Origin of the sequence: Streptomyces sp. 8N616, from assembly GCF_052246385.1 — a bacterium.
In the GTDB taxonomy this organism is placed as follows: Bacteria; Actinomycetota; Actinomycetes; order Streptomycetales; family Streptomycetaceae; genus Streptomyces.
Genome location: NZ_JBQQBY010000026.1, coordinates 81,331 through 97,106 on the forward strand (window position 1 = coordinate 81,331; position 15,776 = coordinate 97,106).

General features: G+C 73.3%; 15 protein-coding genes and 1 pseudogene. 10 read left to right on the top strand and 6 right to left on the bottom strand.

What is annotated here, in order from left to right; genetic code table 11:
- Nucleotides 1–3 precede the first annotated feature (3 nt).
- Nucleotides 4–1,062, bottom strand: a complete 1,059-nt coding sequence (locus ACTWQC_RS23475; RefSeq protein WP_443317768.1) for a GNAT family N-acetyltransferase — start codon at nt 1,060–1,062, stop codon at nt 4–6.
- Nucleotides 1,063–1,199: 137 nt separating this feature from the next.
- On the opposite strand from ACTWQC_RS23475, the gene fdxA reads away from it, so the two are divergent.
- Together fdxA and dapC are read left to right on the top strand one after the other, a co-directional pair.
- On the top strand, nt 1,200–1,520 hold the full coding sequence (gene fdxA / locus ACTWQC_RS23480) for a ferredoxin (protein ID WP_018089397.1): 321 nt from the start codon (nt 1,200–1,202) through the stop codon (nt 1,518–1,520).
- 200 nt (nt 1,521–1,720) lie between these two features.
- Nucleotides 1,721–2,842, top strand: a complete 1,122-nt coding sequence (gene dapC / locus ACTWQC_RS23485; RefSeq protein ID WP_443317769.1) for a succinyldiaminopimelate transaminase — start codon at nt 1,721–1,723, stop codon at nt 2,840–2,842.
- A gap of 168 nt (nt 2,843–3,010) precedes the next feature.
- Here the strand turns inward: dapC and ACTWQC_RS23490 are convergent, their stop codons facing one another.
- Together ACTWQC_RS23490 and ACTWQC_RS23495 are read right to left on the bottom strand one after the other, a co-directional pair.
- Nucleotides 3,011–3,538 (bottom strand): ATP-binding protein, encoded by a 528-nt coding sequence (locus ACTWQC_RS23490; RefSeq protein ID WP_443317770.1) that lies wholly within the window; start codon nt 3,536–3,538, stop codon nt 3,011–3,013.
- Between the two features lie 385 nt (nt 3,539–3,923).
- A complete protein-coding gene (locus tag ACTWQC_RS23495) occupies nt 3,924–4,895 on the bottom strand; it encodes a hypothetical protein (RefSeq protein WP_443317771.1) in 972 nt (323 codons plus the stop codon).
- Nucleotides 4,896–4,952: 57 nt separating this feature from the next.
- On the opposite strand from ACTWQC_RS23495, the gene dapE reads away from it, so the two are divergent.
- Complete coding sequence (gene dapE / locus ACTWQC_RS23500; protein ID WP_443317772.1) at nt 4,953–6,023, top strand: succinyl-diaminopimelate desuccinylase; 1,071 nt, start codon at nt 4,953–4,955, stop codon at nt 6,021–6,023.
- Nucleotides 6,024–6,118: 95 nt separating this feature from the next.
- The gene (locus ACTWQC_RS23505; protein WP_443317773.1) at nt 6,119–6,943 is read left to right on the top strand and encodes a TIGR00730 family Rossman fold protein; all 825 of its coding nucleotides are present in this window, start codon (nt 6,119–6,121) and stop codon (nt 6,941–6,943) included.
- A 93-nt stretch (nt 6,944–7,036) separates the two neighbouring features.
- Here ACTWQC_RS23505 and folP read toward each other — a convergent pair whose 3' ends face one another.
- Complete coding sequence (gene folP, locus ACTWQC_RS23510) at nt 7,037–7,849, bottom strand: dihydropteroate synthase (protein ID WP_443317801.1); 813 nt, start codon at nt 7,847–7,849, stop codon at nt 7,037–7,039.
- 240 nt (nt 7,850–8,089) lie between these two features.
- Here folP and ACTWQC_RS23515 point away from each other — a divergent pair.
- Together ACTWQC_RS23515 and ACTWQC_RS23520 are read left to right on the top strand one after the other, a co-directional pair.
- Nucleotides 8,090–8,455: pseudogene (locus ACTWQC_RS23515) on the top strand (DivIVA domain-containing protein); the annotation flags it as partial.
- A 212-nt stretch (nt 8,456–8,667) separates the two neighbouring features.
- Complete coding sequence (locus tag ACTWQC_RS23520; RefSeq protein WP_443317774.1) at nt 8,668–9,261, top strand: DNA-3-methyladenine glycosylase I; 594 nt, start codon at nt 8,668–8,670, stop codon at nt 9,259–9,261.
- 73 nt (nt 9,262–9,334) lie between these two features.
- Here the strand turns inward: ACTWQC_RS23520 and ACTWQC_RS23525 are convergent, their stop codons facing one another.
- Complete coding sequence (locus tag ACTWQC_RS23525; protein WP_443317775.1) at nt 9,335–10,135, bottom strand: enoyl-CoA hydratase-related protein; 801 nt, start codon at nt 10,133–10,135, stop codon at nt 9,335–9,337.
- A 358-nt stretch (nt 10,136–10,493) separates the two neighbouring features.
- Between ACTWQC_RS23525 and ACTWQC_RS23530 the strand changes: the two genes are divergently transcribed.
- Complete coding sequence (locus ACTWQC_RS23530) at nt 10,494–10,661, top strand: DUF3117 domain-containing protein (RefSeq protein WP_003966491.1); 168 nt, start codon at nt 10,494–10,496, stop codon at nt 10,659–10,661.
- 209 nt (nt 10,662–10,870) lie between these two features.
- Here the strand turns inward: ACTWQC_RS23530 and ACTWQC_RS23535 are convergent, their stop codons facing one another.
- Nucleotides 10,871–11,536 (bottom strand): O-methyltransferase, encoded by a 666-nt coding sequence (locus ACTWQC_RS23535; RefSeq protein WP_443317776.1) that lies wholly within the window; start codon nt 11,534–11,536, stop codon nt 10,871–10,873.
- Nucleotides 11,537–11,675: 139 nt separating this feature from the next.
- On the opposite strand from ACTWQC_RS23535, the gene sigE reads away from it, so the two are divergent.
- The 3 genes from sigE (at nt 11,676) to ACTWQC_RS23550 (ending at nt 15,738) form a co-directional block, all read left to right on the top strand.
- A complete protein-coding gene (sigE, locus tag ACTWQC_RS23540; RefSeq protein ID WP_443317777.1) occupies nt 11,676–12,470 on the top strand; it encodes an RNA polymerase sigma factor SigE in 795 nt (264 codons plus the stop codon).
- Complete coding sequence (locus ACTWQC_RS23545) at nt 12,467–13,351, top strand: anti-sigma factor family protein (RefSeq protein WP_443317778.1); 885 nt, start codon at nt 12,467–12,469, stop codon at nt 13,349–13,351. Before sigE ends, ACTWQC_RS23545 begins: the two co-directional genes overlap by 4 nt.
- A 419-nt stretch (nt 13,352–13,770) precedes the next feature.
- Nucleotides 13,771–15,738, top strand: coding sequence for a trypsin-like peptidase domain-containing protein (locus tag ACTWQC_RS23550; RefSeq protein WP_443317802.1), 1,968 nt, complete (start codon nt 13,771–13,773; stop codon nt 15,736–15,738).
- Nucleotides 15,739–15,776: the final 38 nt, after the last annotated feature.

Here is a 15,776-nt window from a genome sequence, read left to right on the forward strand (position 1 = left end):
CGCTCAGCGGCCCTCACCCTTCGGGGCGCGGAAGTGGTGGTAGAGGTGGTGCGTGGTGAAGCCCATGCCGTCGTAGAGCGCTCCGGCGCCGCCGTTGTCCGACTCGACCTGGAGGTACGCGGCGGAGGCGCCCTCGTCCAGGGCCCTGCGGGCGAGCGCGGCCATCACGGCGGTGGCCAGGCCCTGACGGCGCCGTTCCGGGACGACCTCGATGGCCGTGAACCCGGCCCAGCGCCCGTCGACCACGCAGCGCCCGATCGCGTCCGGCGGGGTGCCTTCCGCATCGCCCGGCACGGTCGCGAACCACACCGAAGGACCGCCGCCCAGCACCTTCAGCACCTCGGGGGCGGGCTCGACGGACCGCTGATAGCGGGCCAGCCACGCCTCGTCGATCCCGCGGGAGAGCACCACGCGCGACGCGTCCGCAGCGGCGTCGGCTCCGGCACCGCTACCGGCACCGGCACCGGCACCGGCGTCTGCGATGGGCGCGAGCGCCGCGACCCGGATCAGCGCCGAGACCTCCCGCGTCCAGCCGCGCTCCCCGAGCTCGGCGGCCAGCCGCTCCTGCGAGCCCTCCGCCCCCGTGCTGACCTGCATATACGCGGGGCGGCCGCGCTCGCCGTACCACGCGGTGACCCGCTCCAGGGCCTCGTCCAGCGGCAGGCCGGGATCGCCGATCGGCAGGACGGAGTTGGCACGCCGGGTGAAGCCCCCGGCCCAGCGCAGTTCCCAGTCCCCGAGCCGCTCGCTCTCGACCGGCGGCCAGGCGCGGGCGGCGACCCGGTCGAGCTCGTCCCAGCTCGCCGCGGGCCCCCTCCTGCGGACCGGCGCGGCGGGGATGACCTTGCCCGCGACCAGCGACGATTCCACGATGCGGACGGTCGCCCCGTCCCGCCGTGTGATACACAGCACACCGCTGTCCCATGATGTGAGCACACCGACCGTGTCGGTGAATTTCTCGCCGGGCGCTCCAGCCTCCGTCAAGCGCCGGACCGATACCCTTTTGCCCACGTCAGCGCTGGTGATCCGGACCTCGAATCGTCCGCCAGTGGTGAAATCCACAGCTCGGTCAGCCCCTCCTGTTCGTCTCGCGCCCCGGAACGGAGATACTAGGTGCGGGCATCGACGACGCCGCGCTCCCGCGCGCCCGTGGCGGAGCCGCGAAGGGACCGCCAGCCCTACCGAGGAGGAACGACAGCGTGACCTACGTCATCGCGCAGCCTTGTGTCGACGTCAAGGACAAGGCGTGCATCGAGGAGTGCCCCGTCGACTGCATTTACGAGGGCTCCCGGTCCTTGTACATCCACCCGGACGAGTGCGTCGACTGCGGGGCCTGCGAACCGGTCTGCCCCGTCGAGGCGATCTTCTACGAGGATGACACGCCGGAGGAGTGGAAGGACTACTACAAGGCGAACGTCGAGTTCTTCGACGAGCTCGGCTCCCCCGGCGGTGCGTCGAAGCTCGGCCTGATCGAGCGCGACCACCCCTTCATCGCAGCGCTGCCGCCGCAGAACCAGTAAGTCGTAGGTTCCCCGGCTACTGCTGGGTGGGGGCGCCCACGGCGAAGCCAGGGCCGGGGGGTGCCCCGGCTCAGCCAGGGGGACCCCAAGGCCCGGCGCAGCGCCGCCTCGGTCCCGTACGGCTCAGGGCCGTGCGGGACCGAGGCGTTTTCCGCCCTCCCCCTCCGCACCACCTGCCCTGTCCGAGAGAAGTGAGCACCGTGCCCGCAGTCTCCGCCCGCCTCCCCGTCTTCCCATGGGACCGGCTCGAGCCCTACAAGGCGTCCGCCGCCTCCCACCCGGACGGCATCGTGGACCTGTCGGTGGGCACCCCCGTCGACCCGGTCCCCGAACTGATCCAGGCCGCGCTGGCGGCCGCGTCCGACAGCCCCGGCTACCCGACCGTGTGGGGCACTGCGCAGCTGCGCGACGGGATCACCGGCTGGGCGGGCCGGCGTCTCGGCGCGGTGGGCCTGGAGCACACCAACGTCCTGCCGGTGGTCGGCTCGAAGGAGCTGGTGGCCTGGCTGCCCACGCAGCTGGGCCTCGGCCCGGCCGACCGCGTCGCGTACCCGCGGCTGGCCTACCCGACGTACGAGGTGGGCGCGCGGCTCGCGGGCGCCGAGCCGGTCGTCTACGACGCTGAGACATTTGCGGCCGGCGCCGCGGGGCTGGACCTCGACCCGGCCGGTCTGAAGCTGCTGTGGCTCAACTCCCCGTCCAACCCCACGGGCCGGGTGCTCTCGAAGGACGAGCTGCGGGCCGCGGTCGTCTGGGCGCGCGAGCACGGGGTGCTGGTGTTCAGCGACGAGTGCTACCTGGAGCTGGGCTGGGAGACCGAGCCGGTGTCCGTGCTGCACCCGGACGTCTGCGGCGGCTCGTACGAGGGCATCGTCGCGGTGCACTCGCTCTCGAAGCGCTCGAACCTGGCGGGCTACCGGGCGGCCTTCCTGGCCGGTGACGCGGCGGTGCTCGGCGAGCTGCTCCAGATCCGCAAGCACGGCGGCATGATGGTCCCCGCCCCGGTACAGGCCGCGACGATCGCGGCGCTGGGCGACGACGCACACGTGGCGGAGCAGCGCGCCCGCTACGCGGCCCGCCGCACCGCGCTGCGCACCGCGCTGGAGGGGTGCGGCTTCCGCATCGAGCACAGCGAGGCGAGCCTCTACCTGTGGGCGACGCGGGACGAGCCGTGCTGGGACACGGTCGGGGACCTGTCGAAGCGGGGCATCCTCGTCGCGCCGGGCGACTTCTACGGCTCGGCCGGAGAGCGGTTCGTGCGCGTGGCGTTCACCGCGACCGACGAGCGGGTGGCGGAGGCGGTCCGCCGCCTCGCGGCCTGACGAGGACGGACCGTTCCGCACCTGTGCTCGGCGATACGAAGGGGCCCGGGGAGCAGGGAACTCCCCGGGCCCCTTCGCGTACGGATGTGCCCGCGTACGGATGTGCCCGCGTACGGATGGATGCGCCGAGCGGGCCGAGTGCGCCGAGCGCTTCAGACGCGCTCGGGGTCAGCCGCCGAGCGGCAGACCGCCCTGGAGGGGCAGACCGCCCTGGAGCGGCCGTCCCTGGGCCGTGGCGCCGCCGGGCAGCCCGGTCTTGCCGCCGGCCAGACCGCTCGTCGCCGGGGTCGCCTTCGTGGCGGCGCCGAGGACGGTGTGGGAGGCGCCCGCCGCGCGACCGGAGGCTCGCTGGACCACCGGCATGGCGGTCCTCCCGACCTTCGGCACCGGGGTCTTGTTGACCGCCCCGCCGACGGCCTTGCCGGCCGCGTTGCCGACCGTCTTGCCGGCCTGAGGCAGGGAGGACTTCACGGCCTGGCTGCCGGTGTCTCCCGCCTTGTTGCCGAACTGCTGCGCGGCGCCGTCGACGGTGCCACCGACGCTGGCACCGTCGAGGTTGGTGAGCCCGCCCGTGGGGGTGGGGGTGCTCGCGAGGTCGGCGGCGCTCGCCGTGCCGGCCGCGCCGACGATGGGAGCGGCGCCCGCGGCGACCAGCAGCGCGGCTCGGGCGATCCGACGCGTGAGGGGGAGGGACATTGTGCTCCTTTGGCGGAGAGTGAGGCTTGAGCTTCTGCTTGAGCTTCTGTCGGGTGTCTCATGCCCGCGGTGCGGACGCTGTGACTACCGCGTGAGGAGCGGGAAGGTTGCGGCGAACGGGGGTAAAGAGTTGGTAATGCGTCGCATTATCCGCTGTGGAGAAAAACGGGTAAACGCGAATCCCCGTATGGGCCTGATGTATCGTCACTCCCCCTGATCTGCAAGGAAGTTGGGGGCAAACGGGGAATGCGGCGGCGAGCGTCGGAATTCGAAGGCGGGAATTCGGGCCGCGCTCCCGCTATCGAGTGGACGCTCGCACGATTGCGCGGTCCGAGACGGGTTTTGGCCCGGTCTATATGCGGTCTCTGCGCCGGCTACGAGCGGTCTATTGCACGGTTCTGATGAGAACCGTGCCCGAGCCCCGGGCCTTTGACGCGGCGGAGTTTCCCTCCGCAGCCTCCGCCGTGCGCCAGCCCTCCCCGGATTCCTCCGCGCTCCACACCCGGTTCCCGTAGGAGACCTGTGCGATGCGCAGCTCGGAGGCCTGGGCCACCGCCCAGTGCGCGAGTTCCCAGCCGCGCCGCCCGGGACCACCCCGGTCCGGCTTCCTGCCCACCGGGACGGCCACCACCGCGTCGGAGCCCGCCCGGCTCTTCCCGCCGCCCGCTGCGGCGGTCCGCTCGAGGCCCGCGGACTGGGCCCGGGGCAGCACGTCGGGGCCGAACTCGCGGATGAGTTTGGCCCGCACGCGCGCCGGGTCGCCGGGACGCCCGCCGGCCGAGGCGGCCGTACAGCTGAAGGCGCCGGGCGTACGGCCGGTGAGCGCGGACGCGAGCAGCGAGGCCTCCTGCTCGTGCTTGGCGTACGCCTGCGGGTAGCCGCTGCGCTGCACCTTCTGCGCGGCCACGGTCAGCGGCAGCCGCTCGTACCCCGGAACCTTCACCAGGTGCTCGTAGAACTTCCGCGTCGCGTAGACCGGGTCCCGGATCTGCCTGGCCTTGCCCCAGCCCTGCGAGGGGCGCTGCTGGAAGAGGCCGAGCGAGTCCCGGTCGCCGTAGCCGATGTTGCGCAGGCCCGACTCCTGCATGGCGGTGGCGAGCGCGATGGCGACCGCCCGTTCCGGCAGTGCGCGCGAGGAGCCGACGGCCCCGATCGTCGCCGCGTTGACCGCCTGCTCCGGGTGCATCTCGTAAGTGGCGCCGTCCTTGCCGGGGCCCCTTACCGCGCAGCGCGGCGCTCCCGGGCCGCTGCTGGAGAAGTGCACGATCAGATAGCCCGCCAGCGCCAGCAGTACGGCACAGGCTGCGACGATGCGCAGCAGGCGGCCGCGACGGCGGGTTGAGGTCGGGTGGGACACGGGCCCACCGTACCGGCAGGGAACTTTGCCGTGCTGTCACGGGCTATCGTCGGCCGTATGGACCAACCGACGCTCGATCTGTCCCTGGACGCCGCGGCCCTGACCGCGCAGCTCGTCGACTTCCGCTCCGAGAGCGGCCAGGAGAAAGCACTGGCCGACGCGGTCGAGGCGGCCCTGCGCGGGCTGCCGCACCTGACCGTCCACCGGGACGGGGACGCGGTCGTGGCCCGTACGGACCTGGGGCGCGCCGAGCGGGTCCTCCTCGCCGGGCACATCGACACCGTGCCGATCGCCGGCAACGTCCCCTCCCGGCTCGACGAACACGGCGTGCTGTGGGGCTGCGGCACCTCCGACATGAAGTCCGGAGTCGCCGTCCAGCTGCGCATCGCCGCCACCCTGCCCGCGCCCAACCGCGACCTCACCTTCGTCTTCTACGACCACGAGGAGGTCGAGGCCGAGCTCAACGGCCTGAAGCGGCTCGCCGAGAACCACCCCGAGTGGCTGGCAGCCGACTTCGCCGTGCTGCTCGAGCCCACCGACACCAAGGTCGAGGGCGGCTGCCAGGGAACCCTGCGGGTCCGCGTCGAGACCACGGGCCGGCGCGCCCACTCCGCCCGCAGCTGGCTCGGCGAGAACGCCATCCACAAGGCTGCTCCCGTGCTCGCCCGCCTCGCCTCGTACGAGCCGCGGCGCGTGGACATCGACGGCCTCACCTATCGCGAGGGCCTGAACGCCGTGATGATCGAGGGCGGTCACGCGGGCAACGTCATCCCCGACGCCTGCGCCGTGATCGTCAACTTCCGTTTCGCGCCCGACCGCAGTGAGGCGGAGGCGCTCGCCCACGTACGGGAGGTCTTCGACGGCTTCGAGGTGGTGCTGACCGACTCCGCGCCCGGCGCGCTGCCCGGCCTGTCCGACCCCGCGGCCGCTGCGTTCGTCGAGGCCATCGGCACCGAGCCCGCGCCCAAGGACGGCTGGACCGACGTGGCCCGCTTCTCGGCCCTCGGCGTGCCCGCGGTGAACTACGGACCCGGCGACCCCAAGCTCGCGCACACCCGCGAGGAGCATGTCGCGGTCGCCGCCGTCCTGGAGGCGGAGGAGAACCTGCGCGCCTGGCTGACCAGCTGAATTCCGCTGTTCGTCACCTCCGGGTGCGTACCCTGCACTGAACGATCCTCGCCAGGCCCGCCGGCGGGGAGGCCCGATGCGGAGGGAGAAACACCATGAACAACGCTGAGGGAGACCGCGAGACCCGGGAGCGGCAGGGCGAGCCGGAGCGCCGGCCGGATGAGCCGGAGCGGCAGGACGGGGAGCCGGGCGCGTGGCACGAGCAGCGGCTGGGCCCTGTCGTACGCCGCCGCGGGCAGATGCAGCCCACCACGACCGACCAGCGGCTGCTGGACACCCAGGGGCCGTCGGACTGGGTGCACCAGGATCCCTGGCGGGTCATGCGGATCCAGTCGGAGTTCGTCGAGGGCTTCGGCGCGCTCGCCGAACTCGGGCCCGCGATCAGCGTGTTCGGCTCTGCACGTACCCGGGAGGGCTCACCCGACTACGAGGCCGGGGTGCGGCTCGGCAAGGCGCTGGTGGCGGGCGGCTTCGGCGTGATCACGGGCGGCGGGCCCGGCGCCATGGAGGCGGCGAACCGCGGGGCATGCGAGGCGGGCGGTGTCTCGGTCGGCCTCGGCATCGAGCTGCCCTACGAGCAGGGGTTCAATCGCTTCGTCGACATCGGCGTCAACTTCCGCTACTTCTTCGTCCGCAAGACGATGTTCGTGAAGTACGCGCAGGGCTTCGTGGTGCTGCCCGGCGGCTTCGGCACGCTGGACGAGCTGTTCGAGGCGCTCACCCTCGTCCAGACCAAGAAGGTGACCCGGTTCCCGATCGTCCTGTTCGGCACGGACTACTGGAAGGGCCTGGTCGACTGGGTGCTCAGCACGGTGGTCGCGGAGGGCAAGGCGGGCCCGCACGACCTGGACCTGTTCCACCTGACCGACGACGTGGACGAGGCCGTGGCTCTGGTGAGCAAGGAGTCCGGGGCGCTGTGACGCCGGCGTCCGGGGGCGCGGCGCTGGCTTACGCGAGCCCCCGGCGCTGGGGGCGTTGCGCGAGCCCGGCGTCCGGGGCGGCGGGCGCCTGACCTAGACGACGCCCCGGCGGGCCACCGCTGGGGGCCGGTGGCCCTGGATCGAGGCGACCATGTCGAGCACCTGCCTGGTCTCGGCCACCTCGTGCACCCGGTAGACCTGCGCGCCCAGCCAGGCCGAGATCGCGGTCGTCGCGAGCGTGCCGGTCAGCCGCTCCTTGACGGGCCGGTCGAGGGTCTCGCCCACGAAGTCCTTGTTCGACAGCGACACCAGCACCGGCCAGCCGGTGGCCGTCATCTCGCCCAGCCTGCGGGTCGCCTCCAGCGAGTGCCGGGTGTTCTTTCCGAAGTCGTGCCCCGGGTCGATCAGGATGCCGTCGCGCCGCACACCGAGCCCGACCGCGCGCTCCGCGAGCCCTGTGGTGACCCGCAGGATGTCCGCCATCACGTCGTCGTACGCGATCCGGTGCGGGCGGGTGCGCGGCCGGACACCGCCCGCGTGCGTGCAGACCAGGCCCGCGCCGTGACGGGCGGCGACCTCGGCCAGCCTGGGGTCCACCCCGCCCCACGCGTCGTTGAGCAGGTCCGCGCCCGCCTCACAGGCCGCCGCGCCCACCTCGTGCCGCCAGGTGTCGATGCTGATCACCACGTCCGGGTAGCGCCTGCGGACCTCCGCCACGAAGCCGACCGTGCGGCGTGTCTCCTCCTCGGCGGTCACCTCCTCGCCGGGGCCTGCCTTGACGCCGCCGATGTCGATGATCGCCGCGCCCTCGGACACCGCCTGCTCCACGCGCGCGAGGGCGGGCTCGTCGCGGAAGGTCGAGCCCCGGTCGTAGAAGGAGTCCGGAGTCCGGTTGACGATCGCCATGATCACCGGCTCGTGCTCACCGAACTCGCGCGTCCCCAGCCGCAGCGCCACGCGTAACCTCCTCGGGGCCTTCCCGGGCCGCCCGATGATCGAGGACCGGCCCGCGAGAGACCCTAACGCCTGCTCGCGAGGGCTGCCCGGCAGGTCCGCCGGGGCGGACCGGGCCCGGCTGTCAGCCGGGCGTGGCACGATCGTCCCTACAGGTTCGCTACGGATTGGTACGGCCCCGGGGAGATCGTCGTGTTCTGGTTCCTGCTCATCGCGCTGGTCGCGGTGGTCGCCGCGGTCACGCTCATCGTGGTCGGCGGAGACGACGGCGTGGCCCTGCCGGACGCGCAGCCGGACCGGCTCGACGACCCGCTGCCCGCCGACCGGCCCGTCGCCCGCGCCGATGTGGAGGCGCTGCGGCTGCCGATGACCGTGCGCGGCTACCGCATGGCGGACGTCGACGACGTGCTTGGCAGGCTCGGCGCGGAGCTCGCGGAGCGCGACGCCCGTATCGCCGAGCTGGAGGCGGCCCTCGCGGGCGCCCAGGCTTCCGCCATGGGCGGTTCCTCGCTGCTCAAGGATCGTGGTGGGCAGGGGGAGTACGGGGAGGACGGCCGCCGCGAATACGGCGGGCCGCGTGGTGGGTACGACGCCGGGCGCGGTGAGTACGGCGCCGGTGAGTACGGCGCCGGGCGCGGTGAGTACGGCGCCGGTGAGTACGGCGCCGGGCGCGGTGAGTACGGCGAGTACGGCGACGAGTACGGCGGGCAGGGTCCGTACGGCGCGGGCGGGGCGCGGGACGAGCGGCCCGGCCCCGAAGGGACCCGCCCGTGAGCGCCGAGACCGGCGCCGTGCCGGGACACGACGGCCGCCTGCGCTGCCCGTGGGGCCTCTCGGCCGAGGAGTACGTGACGTACCACGACACCGAGTGGGGCCGTCCGCTGCACGGCGACGACGCGCTCTTCGAGCGGCTGTGCCTGGAGGCGTTCCAGTCCGGGCTGTCCTGGTTGACCATCCTGCGCCGTCGCGAGGGCTTCCGTACGGCCTTCAAGGGCTTCTCGATCCCGGCCGTCGCCGCCTTCACCGAGACCGACGTCGAGCGGCTGCTCGCGGACACCTCGATCATCCGGAACCGGGCGAAGATCGAGGCGTCCGTCTCCAACGCGCGCGTGGCGGCGGAACTGGCCGAGGGCGAACTCGACGCGCTGATCTGGTCGTACGCCCCCGACCCCGCGGGCCGTCCCGCGCCCCGCACGCTCGCCGACGTCCCCGCGATCACGCCGGAGTCCACGGCCCTGTCCAAGGACCTCAAGAAGCGCGGTTTCCGCTTCGTCGGCCCGACCACGGCATACGCGCTGATGCAGGCCTGCGGCCTGGTCGACGATCACTTGGCGGACTGCGTCTCCCGCCGGACCCACCCCTGAGCCGGCCCCCCACCGGGGCTCCGGACCAGATCCCCGAAGGAGCTTGGGCGGAGCCTGTGGTTGTGGCCGGGCCCTAGCGTCCCAGGAAGACCGGCTTCTGCTTCTTCACGAAGGCCTCCACCGCGATCCGGTGGTCTTCGGACGCACCGGCCCGCACCTGGAGTTCGTCTTCCTTGGCCAGGGTCTCGCGCAGCGAGTGATCGGCTCCGTGGGCGAGGGAGGCCTTGAGCGCGGCGTACGCGGCGGTCGGCCCCCCGGCGAGGCGGCGCGCGATCGCCGTGGCCTCGGCGGCAAGGTCGGCCGCCGGGACGACCTTGTTGGCGATGCCCAGCTCCAGCGCCTCCTGCGCGCTCACATTGCGCGGGAAGAGCAGCAGGTCCGCCGCCCGGCCGGCGCCGATCAGCCGCGGCAGGGTCCAGGAGACGCCCGAGTCGGCGGTCAGGGCGACCCCGGCGAAGGAGGTGTTGAAGGCGGCGGTGTCCGCGACGACCCGGTAGTCCGCGGCGAAGGCGAAGCCCGCCCCGGCGCCCGCGGCCACCCCGTTGACGCCCGCCACCACCGGCTTCGGCATCTCCGCGATCGCCGTGACGATGGGGTTGTAGTGGTCGCGCACCGTCGTCATCGTGCTGCCCGAGCCCGTCTCGTGGGCGGCCGCGAGCAGGCCGATGTGCTCCTTGAGGTCCTGGCCCACGCAGAACGCGCGCCCGCTGCCGATGAGCAGGACGGCTCGTACGGCGGGGTCGTCAGCGGCCTCCCGCAGGCTGTCCCGGAGGGCGACCTTGGTCTCGATGTTCAGCGCGTTCATCGCGTCGGGGCGATTCAGCGTGATCGTCGCGAGTCCGTCGGTCACCTCGTGGAGCACGGTGTCGGCCATTGCGTCGTCCCCTTCGTAGCGTTCGTGGCGTTCGTGTACTTCGTAGCGATGCGTGGCGGCTCGGTGCGCTGAGCTCGGTGATCGGGCAGTCACGGGACAGCATGGCGGAGATCACCGGCGGCGGACATGTGACCTGCGTCAAACGAAGGGCCGTCGCGTGGACGCAGCGGGCCGCGCAGTATCGCAGCTGGATCGCCGAATTGGGTGGTTTTGCGAGAGCGCGTTGCAGAAGGGATGCAGACCGATGTTGGTCATCGGGTCCCGCCATGCGGGATAATGGCCTGGAAGCAATGTGTTCGATGCCGGTGACACCTGGGTTGTCGGCTGCGATGAGCTGGTTTCAGGAAGGGGAACGAGCATGGCGGCCATGAAGCCGCGGACGGGCGACGGCCCGCTCGAGGTGACCAAGGAGGGGCGGGGCATCGTCATGCGCGTTCCGCTCGAAGGCGGCGGTCGACTCGTCGTCGAGCTGACACCGGACGAGGCCGACGCGCTCGGCGACGCCCTGAAGAAGGTCGTCGGCTAGGCACAGGGCCCACACCACTTCCGCTGCCCCGGCGGATGCCGCGCACACGCACCTCGCGCAGCATCCGCCGGGGCAGCGACGTGTCGGGAGACCGTGCGAGGTCCGGGGACCGCGCGAGGGTCGGGAGACGGCGCGAGGTCCGGAGACCGTGCGAGGGTCGGGAGACCGCGCGAGCCGCGTGGCGCACCCGCCGGGTACACCGGGCACGCTCAGCCGCGCTTGACCGCGCAGAGCAGGCCGTCGCCGACGGGCAGCAGCGACGGCAGCAGCGCGTTGCTCTCCCGTACCGCCCGCAGCAACTCGCGCAGCCGCTGGATCTCGGCGGGCTGGGCCGCGGAGTCCACGGTCCTGCCGTCCGCGAAGACGCCCTCGAAGACCACGAGCCCTCCGGGCCGTAGCAGGCGCAACGATTCGGCGAGGTAGTCCAGGCACTCCATCCGGTCGCCGTCGCAGAACACCAGGTCGTAGCCGCCGTCCGCGAGGCGGGGCAGGACGTCGAGGGCGCGGCCGGGGATGAAGCGTGCGCGGTTCCCGGCGAAGCCCGCGGCCCGGAAGGCCTGGCGCGCGAACTGCTGCCGCTCGGGCTCGGTGTCCACGGTGGTCAGGACGCCGTCGGGCCGCATGCCGTACAGAAGATGGATTCCGGACACCCCGGTACCGGTGCCGATCTCGGCCACGGCCTTGGCGCCCGCAGTGGCCGCGAGCAGGCGCAACGCGGCGCCGGTGCCGGCCGACACCGAGCGCAGGCCTGTCTCCCTGGCCCGGTCGCGGGCCCAGCGCAGCGCCTCGTCCTCGGCGACGAACGCATCGGCGAACGCCCAGCTCGTCTGCCGGTTGCCGGTAATGGTCCTCTCCTGTCCCCGTAGTTGACGCAACCGTGACTGTATCCGCTGGATCGGGAACCCGCAGATGGGACCGGGCGTTACAAGAGGCGGGGAAATGAAGAGGGGCGGGGGAGCAGTGGCAAAAAAGAGGGTCAAAGATCCTTATGCGGAGCTAACGGGCGAGGCGGATATGGTAGGGGCTCTACTGGACACCACCAGAGCCGACAGGGGAGGTGCGGCTGCGGCGGGTGACCGAGGAGTGCTGAGGCGCTTTCGCAGGTCGGCCGACGAGCCGAAATCCGTGACCAACACTGCTGACCGTTCCGGCGCCACCACCGACTCCGTACCGACGACCGCGACTTTCTCCTCTGCCGCGTCTTTCGGTGACGAGGCGGATGCGCAGGCGTGGACCCCTCCCACCTGGGAGGAGATCGTCAGCACACACAGCGGACGGGTCTACCGCCTCGCCTACCGCCTCACCGGTAACCAGCACGATGCGGAGGACCTCACCCAGGAGGTTTTCGTCCGCGTCTTCCGCTCCCTGTCCACGTACACGCCCGGCACCTTCGAGGGCTGGCTGCACCGGATCACCACGAATCTCTTCCTGGACATGGTCCGGCGCCGCCAGCGGATCCGGTTCGACGCGCTCGGTGACGACGCCGCGGAGCGCCTGGCCAGCCGCGAACCGTCCCCGCAGCAGCACTTCCACGACAGCCACTTCGACGCCGATGTGCAGCAGGCGCTGGACACGCTCGCGCCGGAGTTCCGTGCCGCGGTCGTGCTCTGCGACATCGAGGGTCTGTCCTACGAGGAGATCGCCGCGACGCTGGGCGTCAAGCTCGGCACGGTGCGCAGCCGGATCCACCGCGGCCGCTCCCACCTGCGCAAGGCGCTTCAGCACCGGTCGCCCGCGGCCCGTGCCGAGCAGCAGCGCTCCCTGGCCGCCGCCTTCCCAGGGCTCGCAGAGGAGGGCGGGACGGCGTGACCGGATCAGGCGGCTCGAGCCATGTCGAGCAGCACCTGGGCGACCGACTCGCCGCGCTGGTCGACGGAGAGCTCGAGCACGACGCCCGCGAGCGGGTGCTGGCACACCTGGCGACCTGCGGGAAATGCAAGGCGGAGGCCGACGCGCAGCGGCGGCTGAAGAGCGTTTTCGCGGAGACCGCCCCGCCACCGCCCTCGGAAGGCCTGCTGGCCCGGCTGCAGGGCCTGCCGGGCGCGGATGACGACGGTCCGGGTGGCCCGGATGGCCCGGGTGGCCCGGGTGGCGCGGGGAACCCGTTCGGTTCCGGCGGTGTCTTCCGCGTACAGCAGGGCGGCTTCGCGTACGTCCCGTCGGGGAACCACGGGCGCTCGAGGGAGAGCGGGTTCCGCATACACGACGTCGAGCGGTCGGGCTCTCGCGGGCGGCGGTTCGCGTTCGCCGCGGCCGGCGCGGTGTCGCTGGCCGCGATCGCGCTCGGCGGCGCGCTCCCGCTGGAGGCGGCGATCGAGTCCGCCGCCGCGCGGGGCGAGGGTCCGGGCGCGGCGGCGACACCGGCTCGTACGGCCCAGGCGGGCGGCGCCGCATCCGTGAGTGGCGGTGACGCACTGCTGGCGGCGTCCGGTTCGGACATCCGCCCCTTTCTTCTGAGCGCATCGGCGGGCGCGGGCGACGCGTCGGCCCCCAAGCCGACCGCCCACCCGCCGTACGCGCTGCCGCACCACTACGTCCCGCGGATGCTGCCGACCGCGGCGGCCCCCCCGCTGCTCCGGCAGGCGTCCGCCGGTCCGCAGAACGCCTTCTTCGGCGGAGTGCCGGCCGCCATCGACCCGGCCCCGGCGCCGACCCAGCTCGCCCTGCCGTCCGCGTCCCCGGAGCACTGAGCGCCCGAGTCCCGGCGGGGCCGCGGCGGGGTCGCTGCGCCCGCGCGGGCGGACCTGATTGAATCGCCACTGGGCCGCCGGTGCGGACCAGTTGGCGACACAGCCCGCGTTGGCCGCGGGCGAACGGTGGGGAGAACATGGACGAGGGGAAGGCCGCCGGGCCGAAGCCGAAGTGGTGGAGTCGACCCCGGCGCGCCCAGAGCGCCCCACCGCCCAACGGCGCACCACCGCCTGCAGAATTGCCCGCCGCCACCGACGCCGAGCGGCCCGCGGAAGAAGTGCCCGCCGCCGACCTCCCGCTGCCCGCGGACGTGCCCGCCCCGGACACCCCGCCCGCGGTCGACCCTCCGGCGTCTCCCACGACGACAGCCGACGAGCCGCCGAGCGCCCCCGGCGCCGGTGCGCAGGGCAGTGCGTCCATGAACTCGGCTTCCGCGCGGGCCGGTCGTTTGCCCGCCCGCTCATCGCGTGCTCCGTTGCCCGGAGTCGGCGCGCCGGGCAGCGATGCCGCTTCGGCGGCCGAGCGGCCGCCGAGCGCGTCCGGCTCCCCCGGCGCACAGTCGGATGGCGCCGCTGCGCCGCGCTCCGGGGAGAGCGTCGCCACGGCGGGTCTTGAGGCCCCTGGCCCGGAGGCGTCGGGCAAGGCGTCAGCTCAGGCTGGACAAGCGACTTTTGCTCCGGCAACCGTCTCCCCGGCAGGAGGAGGTTCGGCGAGCGGCGGCGGTTCCGCTGCCGCAGAGCAGCCGACGACCGGCCCAGATGCCGGTGCCGCCGGGGAGCAGCCGGGCGGTGGGGCCAGGGCGGGGGCCGGGGCCGGGGGTGATGTGCCGCAGCCGCGGCATGCGCCGGATCCGTACGGGACGCCGCCGTACGGGGAGCCCGGGCCGTGGGCGCCGGCGCCGCCTGTCCAGCGGCCCGTGGCCACGCCCGCGCACGGGACGCCGGTGCCTCCGGCCGTGGCGCAGTCCGCCCCGGGGCAGGCGGCCACGCCCGCGCATGGCACGCACATGCCGCCCGCGCCCGTGGGCGGCCCGCCGCCGCACCACCCCACGCCCGCGCATGGCACCCGGCTGCCCGCGCACAGCCAGATGCCGGCCCCCACCCCAACCCCCGCCCATGGCACGCCACTTCCCGCGTCCGCGACGAGTGGGCAGTGGCGGCAGTACGATCCGTGGTCCGCGTCGCCCACCGGGGCCGCCGGACCCATCGGAGCCGCCGGGGCTGCCACTCCGCCCGGGGTGCTCGAGCCGCCGCCGCGACGGCGGCCTCGGCGGGGGAGCATGCTCCTCGGGGCGCTGCTGCTCGCGCTCGTCTCCGGCGGCATCGGCGGCGGGATCGGCGCGTACGTCGAGCGCAACGGCGGCATCACCGAGGTCGAGCTGCCGCAGGCCTCCGCCGAGCCCGGCGACCGCGCCCGCGACCCGGAGAGCGTGGCCGGAATCGCCGCAGCCGCGCTGCCCGGCGTCGTCACCCTCCATGTCGAGGGTTCGGACGGCCAGGCGACCGGCACCGGCTTCGTGCTCGACAAGCGGGGCCACATCCTCACCAACAGCCACGTCGTGGAGCCCGCCGCCTCGAGCGGCGACATATCGGTGACGTTCAGCGGCGGCGAGGTGGCCCGTGCCGAGATCGTGGGCCGCGACACCGGCTACGACCTGGCCGTCGTCAAGGTCAGCGGCGTGTCCGGGCTCAGGCCGCTGACCCTCGGCAACTCCGACTCCGTACGCGTCGGCGACCCGGTCGTCGCGATCGGGTCGCCGTACGACCTGGCGGGTACCGTCACGTCCGGCATCATCAGCGCCAAGGAGCGGCCCATCACCGCGGGCGGCGAGCAGGCCGACGGCAGTGACATCAGCTACGTGGACGCGCTGCAGACCGACGCCCCGATCAACCCCGGCAACTCCGGCGGCCCGCTGGTCGACTCGGAGGGTCGTGTCATCGGCATCAACAGCGCCATCAAGGCGGCCGACAGCGGCAGCGGGGGACTGGACAGCGCCCAGGGCGGCAGCATCGGCCTCGGCTTCGCGATCCCGGTCAACCAGGGCAAGCGGGTCGCCGAGGAGCTGATCAACACGGGCAGGGCGACGCACCCCGTGATCGGCGTCACGCTCGACCTCGAGTACACCGGCGACGGCGCCCGCGTCCGCACCGGGCGCAGCGGCGTCGGCAGCGGCGCCCCGGTCAAGCCCGGTGGCCCCGGCGACAAGGCCGGGATCGAGGCCGGCGACGTCATCACCGAGGTGGACGGCGCGCGCGTCCACAGCGGGGAGGAGCTGATCGTGAAGATCCGCAGCCACCGCCCCGGCGACCGCCTGGAGCTGACGCTGGAGCGGGACGGCAAGGAGCGCACGCTCAAGCTGACCCTCGGCTCGGCGAGCGGCGGCTGATGCACCACCCCGCGCACCACCCCGCGCACCGGCCCACC